Genomic DNA, 13,311 nt, shown 5'->3' with positions numbered 1-13,311 from the left:
TTTTAACTGAGTTTTTTTGCTTAATACCTTTGTCGTTTCCACCAACCCTCTATATAGGCTTTCCATGAGTGTTTAGCTTTGTCACTTCCGATATATTCATAATCATCAAACACCTTGCCCTTGCCTAGGATGCGAGGGTCTTTAGTCTCTATCAATGTAGTCTTCAACTGCTCCCACAGTTCTTTTTTTATCTTAGAATACTCCGGGTTTTGAGCCAGATTGTTCATGCATTCCGGGTCAACTGACAACTTGAACAACTGCTCTTGAGGCCGCTTCCCAAAATTTGCCTCAAAGTACTGACTTTTACCCTCTTTATGCAACTTGAGGATCAGACTTTTCGTCGGCGAACTGTCACAGTTTGTAAAACCTGTTTCAGGGTTGCCCGCCGGCCACCGATCCGGAGCAAAGTTATGTACATACAGGTAGTCTCGAGTCCGTATTGCGCGCACAGGATAGCCCAGATCCCCTTCCCGGCCTAAATCATGATTCTCGCGTCCCACACAAACAAAGTCGCGTTTCGGATCAATAAAACCGCTTATATTTGCTTTGAAAATATCAACAAAGCTTCGGCCAGACATCTCCTCCGGAATTTCTACACCTGCGGCTTCAAGAAAGGTTGGACCAATATCGATATTGTTCACAAAGTCCTCAACAACTGCTCCACCTTTGTGGACAGCACCCCAGCGTGCAGCCATTGGCAAACGAAAGTCTTCATCGTATATCTGTCCCTTGATACGTGGAAAGGGTGCTCCGTTATCACTAGTTGCAATAATCAGGGTATTGTCTAGCTCCCCAATCTCGCGCAGGTGTTCAACAATCTCGCCGAGGTGTTTATCAAACCAGTTCACCTCCAGAGCATAATCCAGAAGGTCGCTGCGCACATCGGCATGGTCTGGGTAGTAACTCGGTACTTTCACGGTTTTAGGGTCAAGACCGCTTCTAATTCCCGAACCTGCTAGATACCCACGATGAGGTTCTTTTGCTCCGTACCAGAAGCAGAACGGCTGCCCTGGTTTTCGCTTTTTAAGAAACTCCTTAAAATTACCTGAGTAGTTATTATCGCTTATGCCCACCTGGAATTTTTTCTTCTGCGTATTGTAGGCCTTCCCCGCAGGGTTATGAACACGTCCCCCGCGTTTCTTGTAGTCTCCAGGTCCCCAGCCCTTACCGGTCAGGCCAACGTGGTAACCAGCTTCTGCCAAGAGGTCGGTATAAATTTTTAATTCATTCGGCCACACATTCCAATGACACGATCCGGCTTTCATCTGCCAGAAATGGCGTCCGCCCAAGGTTGCAGCACGCGATGGTCCACACTTCGGATTAGTGGTAAATGCGTTCTTAAACAGTATTCCCTCACTAGCTAGTTTATCGAAATGGGGTGTGCTTACCCATTTGTGTCCATAGGCGCTTGCATGCGACATGTCATCGGCAATAGCAAACAAAATATTCGGGCGCTTTTTAAGAGCCGTTTTCGCGACTGCCGGCTCAGTCAAGGCTTGCGTTTCTTGTCCATGAGTGCTAGTAGCTAAGACTGCACACAGTAGTAAGATTAGATGTTTCATAAGTAGCTAATATTTTCCTTTAATTGAATCACTTATATTTTATGAATTAGAGCTTGTTTGACTTAAGTTTAATAATTTCTGCGGCAGCCAATAGGAAGGGGCCTATGCCGTGTTGATCGTGGGTAATCCGTTCACGGTTAAAGTAGTAGTCGAGGTCCTCAGACATACCGGTACTCCTACAAACATCTTTTAATTGATTTTTGTCTGTTAACTTCGTCTGCAGTCCGTTCCAACCTTTTAAGCCGGCAGTGCGAGCAGATGGCGGCAACCAGCCCTTGGCAGAGCCGTGCAATAGGCTGTAAGTGAACATGCCGGAGCTCGATGTCTCGGTATAACTTTCCGGGTGATCTAATACCTGATGCCATAAGCCATCTTTATTTTGACGCGCCACAAGACCCTGCATAACATTATTATAGACCTCTAAAAGCTCAGCTCGTTTCGGATGGTTTTCGGGCACGAAATTTAGCAAATCCGTGATGCCCAGAACAAACCAGCCATTGCCTCTAGCCCAGTGCGGAATCTTAATCTCCGGCTTTTTTTCGAGCCATAGACAATTAAATAATTTTGTCTCAGCGTTCCACAGATGCTTGTAATAACTAAGGGTTTCTTCGATCGCCAAATCAAGATATTTAGCTTCGCCATGATCAACCGATTTACGCACCCAGTATGGGCTAACCATGTACAAGTCATCAATTTGAATAGCCTTAGATTTCCACTCAGGTCTATATCGAGCTAAGGTACCATCAGCTACTTTAGGAGCATTATTTAACATCTTTTGAAAATAGCTAATTCCTCGATCAATTTCCGGATGGTCACTTGTTTTTTTTAAGTCATAAAGGCTAGCGACCATACCACAGTGCCACATGGTTCCTGGATGTAGGTACATGCCCGTCATAGGTTTAATTTTTTTGTACTCTTCGAGAAAGTACAGCATCTGTTTATTTTGATAAGAGCTGAAGTCCGGGCGACCTAAAGCCTCGCCCATCGCCTTTATACCCTCTGTTATCATGTAATTTTGGTACATCCAGTAATTATAACGCCTTGGCTTTTGGCCTTTTTTAAGAGCAGTGTTCGCGACTAGCGTCTCAGCCATTTTAATGGCAGACTTCACCGGCAAGGGTTTTGCTTCTTGTCCATAAGTGCTAGTCACTAAGACTGCACACAGTAGTAATATTAGATGTTTCATAAGTAGCTAATATTTTCCTTTAATTGAATCACTTATATTTTATGAATTAGAGCTTGTTTGACTTAAGTTTAATAATTTCTGCGGCAGCCAATAGGAAGGGGCCTATGCCATGTTGATCGTGGGTGACTCGGGGGCGCGTAAAAAAGTATTGCACTTTTTCGGACATATCCGTTCCGACACACACGTCTTTGAGTTGATTTTTATCCGTTAACTTTGTCTGCAGTCCATTCCAACCTTTGATACCTGCAGTACGCGCCGATGAAGGTAACCAACCCTTGTTAGAGCCGAGTAAGAGACTGTAGGTAAACATGCCGGAGCAGGATGTTTCGGTATAACTTTCAGGGCGATTTAAAACCTGGTGCCATAGGCCGTCTTTATTTTGACGAGCCATAAGACCTAGCATAACATTATTGTAGATCTTTAGGAGTTCAGCTCTTTTTGGGTGATTTTCAGGAACAAAGTTCAATAAGTCAGTAATGGCCATGACAAACCAGCCATTGCCACGTCCCCAGTGATGAATTTTGGCTTCTGGCTTCTTTTCCAGCCATAGACAATGCATCAGTTTTGTTTGCGGATTCCACAAATACTTATTGTAGTTAAGAGTTTCTTCTATGGCTTTCTCAAGGTATTTTGGATTGCCACTTTGCTTGGATTTACGTACCCAGTAGGGAACAAGCATGTATAAATCGTCAATTTGCACACCCTTTGACTTCCATCGAGGTTTATAGCGAGTGTGTGTTCCATCGGTAATTTTAGGCGCTCTATTCAACATGCCTTGGAAGTAAGATATTCCACGGGCAATTTCGGGATGATTGCTTGTCGCCTGTGCTTCAACAAAACTGGCAACCATACCACTATGCCATAGAGAATTTGGTTTTAGGTAATGATTTTGTGATCGTGTATCTGTAATTTTTTTATAAGAATCACAGAAATACATGAGTTGTTTTTCTTTATATTCACTGAATTCTGGGCGACCCAAGGCATCCCCCATATTTTTTATGCCTTCGGCAATTATGTAGTTTTGGTACATCCAGTAATTGTAACGCGTAGGCTGTTGATCTTTTTCTAAAGCGGTTTCAGCAATGACAGTCTCAGCCATTTTAATGGCAGCTTCTGTAGGCAAGGCTTTAGGCTCTTCAGCCAAAACACCAATGTTTAAAATAGTACAAAATAACAAGCTTAGATTTTTCATCATGATTTTTACGATCCTTTAATTCTGTTCTTTTAAAATAGCTCTTGCGTGAATCGCATAGTGGCCACGGAAATCCTTACTGTAAGCCTCAAGGGTCTTCTTGCCCATGCCCTGATAATCCCCGCAGCGGTACAAGGCCCGTGCGACTATGAGTTCTCTCAATGAAACCTCGCGAGTTGTACAATCATAATTATTAGCAGGCGTTATTTTATTAACTTTATTTATGTCCAAAAAGGCATTGCCTTTTGTTTTAGGGAGTTCCAAAAGTGCGGCGAGCGCTTTTGCTGCATCAGGTTTTTTGAGAGCTTCAAAAGCTACAGACAGGGCGCGAAAGTGCGATAGGGCATGGTTTGTATCAAGCTGCTCAGCTTTTTCGATGAGTATAGGCAGAGCTCTTTCGTCACCTGTACGTCCCAGGGCAATGATCAAATTATCCAAAGGACTTGTGGTTGGGCCAAAGTTACCGCAGCCTTTAAATTTCCAGCCTTTGTCCCACTTGGCTTCACTGACTGCAGTCAATAAATTATCAACACCAGTAGCATCGTGTAAAAGGCCAAGTACATGGGCATAACGCAGTTTAACTTCGTGATCATTTGAAGCTTTGTAAGCCTCCTGCATCATTGGAATTGCGCTATCGACTTGAGTTAAAATTTTCTCAATACCGGAGTAATCCTTGCCAAGGCTTTTTACGGCATCACGAATAGTACTTTTACTTAAAGGAAAACTATCTTTCGCACCGATAAATTTCTCTGGAATGGTACCAATGTCGACTAAGTGTCTTTGCAGTTCTTTGATATCAATTTTACGCACAGTTGATTGATCTCGAGCCGCCATTGCGGAAGCATAACCAGCGGCATAACTGTGGTTTTCGATGTCCCTTTGCATACGAATAACCGGCATGGCATCGCCATCACCACTGATTCCGAGCCCGGTTACCAGGATGCCATCGTAGCCTTTGGGTAATAAAGCCCGGTAAGGTATGTTGCCGTACATGTACTCTCTTGCCGGGCGATAAACCATAAACATGTTATGTCTAGAGAAACCATGATTATCAAAGTCACTTTTGGCCACAGTGATCACGTCCGGGAAGACTCGCTTATTGAGGATGTCCATTGGAGTAATGTAGACATCGCCATAGATGCGACGCCTGACTCGTGAATCAACGAGTTGACCTAAATCATAATCATTTTTGAATTTTTGTTTTGCTACTACGTGCATACGCCAAATATCCAAAACATCGTCATCGTAGCCAAATGTCCAGTCCGAGTTCATCATATTTTCACCGGGGTGCCAGGGAGGTAAGCCGGTACCTTGAACAGAGATATGTTCTTTGTCGATCATTTGAGTTTTCAGTCCGGCACAGTGAGGGATGACTGAGTTACCAGTTGAGTCAATGACGGTATTGGCGAGAATGACACCACGGCCTTCTGGTGTGGCCACAACCACCCCCGTAAAGCGCTTGTCTTGTACAACTGAACCGACACCCAGAGTCAGGTACCAAACCTCACCACCGGCTTTATTGATTTCTTTGCGCAACCACTCCATCTTGGTTTCGATGTCAAAAGGGATGTTTTTATGGATGCTTCTTGGTTTAAACTTTTCATCCGCTAGTGCCGTGATTTCTCTTTCTACTTCGGCATTAAAGCCGGCTTTATTGCCGTTGTAATAAATGGCAATACGGCCCAGAGTTCCAACGCCGCCAAGGCCGTGCAAATGCTCAATAACAAGCGTGCGAGCCCCGGCTCTAGCAGCACCAATACCGGCAGCCGCTCCGCCAGTTCCACCACCGACAACCACTGTGTCGTAACGAGCAATTACGGGTAAAGCTCTGGCAGGACTGCGAACAGATCCTTCGCTAGGCTTCCAGCGCAGACCAGTTAAAACGTCTCCCACTTCAGCTTGGATTGTCGCTTTGCCACCATGTCCGGCAACCACAAGTTGATCCGCTGGAGCTAAGTCTCTCTTCTTAGCAATGTCTGCGACCTTTGTACCTAGGATTTGGCCGAGCTGTAAGCTATTAAGTGGTCTGAGTAATTGTTCAGCTGCGTCCCGTGATATATCAGCACAGCCGCCAAGGACATAAAGGTGCTTCAAGCCTTTTGGAGTCATGGCAGCTAAGGGGATTTGTTTTGCCTCTTGCCATGAGCCTTTGTGAGATTTGATCGATTTTAAGTTATCTGGTGGAATTTGAAATAGCTTCTCTGAGTAAGTCGCCTGACCGAATTGGTAGCTTTTATCGCGGGCAAGCTTATCGGCTTTAATAAAAGATTTGAAGGAGCCATCTTTCATGGAGATTTCTAAATCATATTCATAAACTGCGTAAGAATTCCTGATGGTTTTCGGCTTGTTAGCTACTTGCACAACGGTGTACTGAAAACCTAAATTTTTTGCTTCTTTATTTGGCTCACCTCCAACAATTATACGTTTGAATTTCTGTGGGCCCGCAGGGTAAGTCGTGAAATTTGCTCCGGCCATTCGAGCTGCAAAAGCACGATCTGTAGCATCAATGATAAGCTTACCACGTATCGCCTGTCTACCAGAGCGATTCGCTACTACAATCCCGGCGACCTCGCCATTTGGATCGTGAAGAATTTCAGTCAGGTAACTACCATAGAGATAAGGAACTTCTTTATTTAACAGGGCTTCATCGAGCTTTCGCTTGACATCCATTGGTGTAACAATTGAGTAGCCATTTTTTGTTTTGCGGGCTTTACCATAAATTGATTCACCCAATTCAGTCTTTGGCTTTTGATCGGATTTAATCCATAACCTCTGAGTGGCGCAGACATCTTCACCTAAATAAGGACGATCAGTTACAAGAAAAACTTTTGCTCCTGCTTTGGCAGCCGCTTCAGCCGCTGCTACACCTCGTAGAGTCCCGCCAACGACAATGACATCGACATCATAGGATAGAGGAATCTGGCGTTCAGATTCACTAACAGTCATTGAATTTGACTGTGCATGGATGTCTAGCGATAATAATAAACTTAGTAATATGGTTGTGAAAAAAAATGAGGGCTTCATCTACTACTTCCTTTAATTTTAAAAAATATTCCTTCTTGTCAACTCTTAATTTGCCTCAGAGAAAAACCTGCCGTGCTTTTTTTCTTATTTTTTAATTTTCAATAGAATAACTCTAACTTTGATGCTTATCATTTAAGCAAGCACTCTTAGCGGACTCCACAATTTTTGTACTCTTCTGTACTCCATTTTGAATTCCTAGCTCATAGCTTGCATGAGTACTCCCTTGCATGTTCACTTGGGAGCGCTGGCGACCCGCCGGCATTAAAATTCGATAACTCTTCGTGTTCTCTTGGGAGCGCTGGCGACCCGCCGGCATTAAAATTCGATAACTCTTCGTGTTCTCTTGGGAGCGCTGGCGACCCGCCGGCATTAAAATTCGATAACTCTTCGTGTTCTCTTGGGAGCACTACTTAGTCTTTATTTCTTTCTCTTCTTCTGATTTGATGGTAAGCGAATTACACCGTAATCTGTGCCCCATTTAGTCCACAACACTTTAAGTTCTTCAGTCCTTTCCGGGTATTGCTTCGATAAATCGGATTGTTCGCTGGGGTCATTTTTTAGATCGTAAAGCTTCCAAGTACTTTTATCATTGACAAGTTTCCAACCATCATGGTAAACCGCGCGACTTTTATGATGTTCCCAAAAGAATGTACGCTTTTCTAATTCAGCTCCTTTGACTCCGGCCATCAAGCTTATGCCATCCGGGCGCACTGGAGTTATGCCTTTAAATGAACCGGGGAAATTGATTCCGCTTGCTTCCAGACAAGTTGGTAAAATATCGATGATATGGCAGTGACCATGACGTATTTGATTTGCGTATTCCGCAAGTTGCTCGGGCCAGCTGACAATAAGTGGCGAAGAAATGCCACCCTCGAGGGCATGAGCCTTGACGCCGCTGTAGGGAGTATTACTCAATTCCGCACAAAAATTGGCTAGATTTCTCTTTCCCTTTCTTTCAGGCGTGGAACCATTGTCACTTAGAAAGATGATCAAGGTGTTATCGTACTGATTCTTTTTCTTCAAGACATCGATGAGTTGGCCAATGCCATCATCCATAATTTCAATCATAGCGGCATAAGTTGCCATAGTATTTACCCATTCACCTTTATCTTTCTCACTGAGTTTATTCCAGTTATTTGCTTGATCCCGAAGAACAGCATTCTTTGGCGCTACACCTAGTTTTTTCTGACGTTTGAGTCGCTCGCGTTGTAATTGGGTAAATCCAACTTTATAACGCTCAATACATTTTTGAACTCTATCTTTTGGAGCCTGAATTGGAGCGTGAGGGGCATAATGCGCTAGGTAAAGAAAGAATGGCTTTTGTTGATCAATTTGTGCTTCGACAAACTCAATAGCTGAATCTGAAAGCGCATGCGTTAGATAAAAGTCATCTGGATATTTTGTGTCATCGGGTATGTGCTCATCATTCTTCATCATGAATTTAGGGCTGAAGTAATCCTTAGCGCCCCACCAGGTGCCGTAAAAAAAATCAAAGCCACGATCGAGCGGGTACAGTGCTTTTTGTTTCGACTTGCCGGTATAGGTCTGGTGCCATTTGCCGACAATGCCCGTTGCGTAGCCTTGTGCTTTCATGATTTCAGCTATGGTTGGTGCATCGGCTGAAAGCTGTCCGCGATAAGCGGGTAGATTCTCGTCTTTTGACATCGCACCCACGCCAACTGAATGCGAATAGCGACCCGTCAAGAAGGACGCTCGTGATGGTGTACAACGCGAGGCATTCTTTAGCCCCGTAAAGCGTACTCCTTCCCGCGCTAGTTGATCGATATTGGGGGTTTCGATTTCGCCACCATAGATCCCTAGATCGGAATAACCCAAATCATCGGCAAGGATCACAATTATATTGGGGTTTTCGGCAGCAAGAAGAGTATTACTCAAGAAGAATGAAATCAATAGTGCTGCAAGTGAGCCCAATTTTAATGTGATTATTGGGGTTAATTTTTTCATATTTGGCTCAATGTTGTTTTAATTTTTTGATTTTTATCACGCACGATAAATCGTGGACTACCTACTAAAAATTTCATAGCTTATTGTTTGCTCATGGCCGTGCCATGGGTCAAGACTTTATTTGCGTATTCCGCAAAATGTCCATTCACATCTTTGGTATAGGCTTCTAAAATTTTGCGCCCTTGATTTTGATAATCTCCACATTCAAAAAGAAGCGCCGCGATCAAAAGCTCTTTGAATTTATTATTCACCATTGCGCCACCTTTGGTATTCACACCCTGACGGATATAGGCATTTTTATTTGCTTTGAATTCACTGTAATAACTAAGTGCCTGAGTATGACCTTTTAGTTTTTTCTCTTTGAGGAATTTAGCCAGTGGTTCAGCCAATGATTTATCCTTGTTCATTCTCAAGGCTAAGCATAGAGCTTTGTAATGGGAAAGTGGGCTTTGTAAGTTCAATTGTTGGAGCTTTTCTAGTAGAGGCGGGTGGATTTCTTTAGTGTTTAAAAAACCTAGAGCAAGGACAATTCGATCCACAGGGCCATAGGTGTTGGCATATTTACGCTGGTTACTATAGTCCCAGCCATCTCCCCAATTAGGCGCTTTTTTGACGGCTTCGATCAGTGTTTTCTTACCCGTTTGGTCACCGAGGATGGCTAAGATGCGGGCGAAATTTATTTTAGCTTGAGGATTCGTAGTCTTAGTATAGGCACCTTTCAGCAAAGGAATCGATTCTTTGGGGTGACTTATAACTACGGCTAAAGCGGTATGGGTGTCGTCCTTTCCTGGTTTTTGATGCACATCTATCGTAAGAGCATGCAGCTCCTTCACAGCCTGTTTAATTTTATCTTGACTAAGTGGGAAGGAATCACGATCAGTAAGAACTCTTTTGTTCAGACAATTGTTATTCACTAATTCTCTTTGTAGCATTTTTATATCGATGTCCCGTACATTTCCACCAGTAGTCAGTACAGCCATGGCCGCCGCCATACCCACAGCGTAGCCCTGGTTTTGTAAATCGGGTTGCATGCGAACTAAGGTCATGGCATCGCGATCAGCACTTGCGCCTAGGCCGATAACAAGAAGTCCCTCGAGTCCTTGTGGTATAACCGAGCGGTAAGGCATGTCACAAGTAAAAACGGGGCCTTTCATATCTTTGATTAAGAACATCTCAGTATCAGGGTGAGCTCCGGCATCGAAGTTACTTTTGTGATGGCTGATGGTATCCGGGAAAGTACGCTTAGTGAGAATATCTTCGGTAGTTAAAACATATTCACCGATGATGCGACGACGGTCTCGTGAAGGTATCAGTTGACCCATATCGTGAACTGCTGGGTTTTTATACGCTTCTTGCCTAGCGGATAATTTAAGGTGCCAGCGATCGAAAATATCGTTATCATTAAGCATGTAACGGGCGGGGTTATTCGTGCCATAACCAAGTTTGCGATAGGAATAATTAGAAATTTGTACAGATAAGTCGCCATGTTTGGAGATGCTGTACTGAGTTTTTGCCTTGGCTGCGGCAGCTAAATCTGAGTTGCCAGTGCCATCAACTACGACATCGGCCAGAACAATGCCTCGTCCGAAAGGAGTAGCGACAACTATACCGACAACTTTATTACCTTTTGTCACGACGCCACAGCCATAGCTGGCAAACCATAGTTCAGCACCACTTTTGAGTAATTGCTGACGAAGCCACTCGGATTTTTGTATTTGATTCCAGCTTTCTTTAGTGCCAAGAGCTTTATCCACTTCTGCGGTGTAGCCAAAGCGGAAACCATACCAATAAGTTGAAATTAAACCAGCAGTTCCAACGCCACCCAACTCATCCATGTATTCGATGGCGAGAGTTTTTGCTCCAGCCCTTGCGGCACCAAGCGCTGCCGGTGCGCCCGATGTCCCTGCACCAACGACTACCACATCCCATCGGCCTAAAACAGGTAAATCATGATCTGAGAGTACTAGCTGAGGACGATCATTAAAACGAAAACTCTTGGCCTGTTCAGATACGATGAGTTTCCCATTTTTAGCTTTAGAAGCTATGTAATCGATTGTTTGACTTGCTTTTGCTTGTTTCGCAATTTTTGCGGCTTCAGCACCTAATTTTTTGCCGATGGGAGCGAATTGGTAAGGACTTTTTAAAAGTTGAAGACGAGCGGAATTCTCTTTAATCCCCGCATAAGCATTCAAACTGAAAATGTTATCAAAGCCCTTGGGAAGATAGTTATTTAGATCATGACTATCTTCACTGGCCTTTTTAGCATGGATCATTCTTTCAGGGAAGACTAATAGACCCTCTGAGTGGTCAGCCATCTTTGAATCAGAGACCATTGATCTGATCTTATGAAGAGCTTTACTATGCTCGCGGTAAGTGTCATCTTTTAAATCAACTTTGGCATCGTAGTGATAAACGGGGTAGTTTTTAGTCACCCATGTTTTTTTCTTATTTTTCTTGACTTGGTGTTTTGAAGAAAATTGTAGGTTTGGAACTTGCTTGCCACTGATAATTTCGTTGGCCTTTTTTAAGTCACCGCCAATCACAGTGAAAGCAGCTTGTTTTTCACCCACTTGAAAGTCAGTTAAAGCATTGGGTAACTGACGAATCAAGGTAGCATAAGGTGTGGCATCAATGATAACTTTTGCGCGAATGGCCTGTCGACCACTGCGGTTCACCATGGTCATACCGGCTGGCTTACCATTTTCGTTAACTAACAATTCGGCAGGAAAGCTCCCCGTCAAAAATTGAACATTTCTTTTAAGGAGAACTTTATCAAAAAGGCCCTTGACCTTGAGGGGCGTCGTTTGACGTTTATTATCAAATATCCATTGTGAGATTTCAGTTTGCGGTTTTTCTCCTGGATCAAGCCACAATTTTTGATTGGCACAGATGTCGTAACCAAGATAGGGGCGTGACTCAATGACGAGTACGGAAGCTCCATTGTCTGCCGCGGCGCAAGCGGCTTCAATGCCCGCCAGTGAACTGCCGGCGACGAGCACATCCACATCATAGGCCAGTGGAAGTGATGCCTTGGATTCAACAAGTTTATCAAGTGAATAGCCGGAGAGTGGCAATAGCGCAAAGATGACTGCGAGCTTAAGGTAGTAAGTTATTCTCATTAATTTTTTCCCTAGTTTAACATTCTTGTATTACTTAATTTGAGTATAAAACAAACCTGCCGCACTTTTTCTTGAAAAAAGAAGAATAAATTTAGCCGACCATCTATTCAACAATGAATTTACACAAAAACAATAAATACGGCGGCAGGTATTCTTTTTACACAAATTAAGTGTTAGAATATTTATTAGGATATATATGAATAATTTATTGAATAGAAGACACTTTTTATCTTTGAGCTCAGGAGCATCACTCATGCTCCTAGGCTTGAATGGTCACAGTCAAACAACAAGCCTACAAAAGCATGTCCGCTGCTCTTTTGCGCTGGGAACGAAAATAACTTTTACAGTTTTTCATGAAGATGAAAAGTTAGCCAATCAGGCTATCGATGAGGCCTTGCTTCAAATTGATAAAGTCGAGAACGTAATGAGCCTCTATCGTCCTGACAGCCAATTAAGTCAACTCAATCGCGAAGGTCTTTTGCGTAAGCCGCACCCTTTATTTGTCGATACTTTAAAAAGAGCTCAGGAAATTTCAGCATTATCTGATGGCGCTTTTGACATTACAGTTCAGCCTCTCTGGAATCTCTTTAGACAGCATTCTATCAAGGGAACTATACCAAATCAAGATGAAGTCGCAAAGGTAAAGAAGCGAGTTGGCTGGCAGTTCATCGATATTCAAGATGATTTAATCTGTATGAATAAGGCCGGTGGCCAAATAAGCCTCAATGGTATTGCTCAAGGTTTAGCGGCAGATGTAGCTCAACAAGCTCTAAAAGCTAGGGGAATAGAACACGCTCTTATTGACGCCGGAGAATTGAGCTCGCTTGGTAAACCGCAAAATAGAGAGGCATGGAAAATTGGCATTCAGCATAGTCGAAAAGATGAATACTTGGGTAAAATCAACTTAAAAAATCGCTGCTTATCGACTTCGGGTGATTATCAGGTGAAATTCTCTGAGGACTTTCGCCTCAATCATTTATTCGATCCAAGAACGGGATACTCCCCTACTGAGCTTTCTAGTGTCTCGGTTTTGGCTCCTAGTGCCATGCAAGCCGATGCCTTGTCGACGGCCCTCTTTGTGCTTGGTCAAGAAAAGGCAATGAAGCTCATGAAAAACCTTCCTCAGGTCGATGCATTTTTTGTCAATAAAAAGGGGCATATACAACACACAGAAGGTTTTGGACTTGCTTAAGATGAAATTATTGAATAAAACAATGCCAGTTGTCCTATTAAGTCTTCTATGCTTATTGCTATCATCATGCA

General features: G+C 43.4%; 7 protein-coding genes. 1 reads left to right on the top strand and 6 read right to left on the bottom strand.

The genetic code is table 11. The annotated features are described in order from the left end of the window. Nucleotides 1-20 precede the first annotated feature (20 nt). The 6 genes from PQO03_RS04930 to PQO03_RS04905 form a co-directional block, all read right to left on the bottom strand. On the bottom strand, nucleotides 21-1,562 hold the full coding sequence (locus tag PQO03_RS04930) for a sulfatase family protein (RefSeq protein WP_274151602.1): 1,542 nt from the start codon (nucleotides 1,560-1,562) through the stop codon (nucleotides 21-23). 46 nt (nucleotides 1,563-1,608) lie between these two features. Further along, the gene (locus PQO03_RS04925) at nucleotides 1,609-2,748 is read right to left on the bottom strand and encodes a glycoside hydrolase family 88/105 protein (protein ID WP_274151600.1); all 1,140 of its coding nucleotides are present in this window, start codon (nucleotides 2,746-2,748) and stop codon (nucleotides 1,609-1,611) included. Nucleotides 2,749-2,794: 46 nt separating this feature from the next. Then, the gene (locus tag PQO03_RS04920; protein ID WP_274151598.1) at nucleotides 2,795-3,943 is read right to left on the bottom strand and encodes a glycoside hydrolase family 88/105 protein; all 1,149 of its coding nucleotides are present in this window, start codon (nucleotides 3,941-3,943) and stop codon (nucleotides 2,795-2,797) included. Nucleotides 3,944-3,958: 15 nt separating this feature from the next. Next, the gene (locus tag PQO03_RS04915; protein WP_274151596.1) at nucleotides 3,959-6,964 is read right to left on the bottom strand and encodes an FAD-dependent oxidoreductase; all 3,006 of its coding nucleotides are present in this window, start codon (nucleotides 6,962-6,964) and stop codon (nucleotides 3,959-3,961) included. Between the two features lie 417 nt (nucleotides 6,965-7,381). Further along, the gene (locus PQO03_RS04910) at nucleotides 7,382-8,929 is read right to left on the bottom strand and encodes an arylsulfatase (RefSeq protein WP_274151594.1); all 1,548 of its coding nucleotides are present in this window, start codon (nucleotides 8,927-8,929) and stop codon (nucleotides 7,382-7,384) included. An 80-nt stretch (nucleotides 8,930-9,009) separates the two neighbouring features. Beyond that, complete coding sequence (locus tag PQO03_RS04905) at nucleotides 9,010-12,048, bottom strand: FAD-dependent oxidoreductase (RefSeq protein WP_274151592.1); 3,039 nt, start codon at nucleotides 12,046-12,048, stop codon at nucleotides 9,010-9,012. Between the two features lie 196 nt (nucleotides 12,049-12,244). Here PQO03_RS04905 and PQO03_RS04900 point away from each other — a divergent pair, with 196 nt between their 5' ends. Beyond that, complete coding sequence (locus PQO03_RS04900) at nucleotides 12,245-13,240, top strand: FAD:protein FMN transferase (RefSeq protein ID WP_274151590.1); 996 nt, start codon at nucleotides 12,245-12,247, stop codon at nucleotides 13,238-13,240. Nucleotides 13,241-13,311: the final 71 nt, after the last annotated feature.

Origin of the sequence: Lentisphaera profundi, assembly GCF_028728065.1 — a bacterium.
GTDB lineage: Bacteria > Verrucomicrobiota > Lentisphaeria > Lentisphaerales > Lentisphaeraceae > Lentisphaera > Lentisphaera profundi.
This window is presented reverse-complemented; position numbering and strand designations above follow the sequence as displayed.

What these genes read in the sequence shown, in the direction of transcription:
- PQO03_RS04910 (WP_274151594.1), bottom strand. Translation starts at nt 8,929, where the DNA reads ATGAAAAAATTAACCCCAATAATCACATTAAAATTGGGCTCACTTGCA.
- PQO03_RS04920 (WP_274151598.1), bottom strand. Translation starts at nt 3,943, where the DNA reads ATGATGAAAAATCTAAGCTTGTTATTTTGTACTATTTTAAACATTGGT.
- PQO03_RS04915 (WP_274151596.1), bottom strand. Translation starts at nt 6,964, where the DNA reads ATGAAGCCCTCATTTTTTTTCACAACCATATTACTAAGTTTATTATTA.
- PQO03_RS04930 (WP_274151602.1), bottom strand. Translation starts at nt 1,562, where the DNA reads ATGAAACATCTAATCTTACTACTGTGTGCAGTCTTAGCTACTAGCACT.
- PQO03_RS04900 (WP_274151590.1), top strand. Translation starts at nt 12,245, where the DNA reads ATGAATAATTTATTGAATAGAAGACACTTTTTATCTTTGAGCTCAGGA.
- PQO03_RS04905 (WP_274151592.1), bottom strand. Translation starts at nt 12,048, where the DNA reads ATGAGAATAACTTACTACCTTAAGCTCGCAGTCATCTTTGCGCTATTG.
- PQO03_RS04925 (WP_274151600.1), bottom strand. Translation starts at nt 2,748, where the DNA reads ATGAAACATCTAATATTACTACTGTGTGCAGTCTTAGTGACTAGCACT.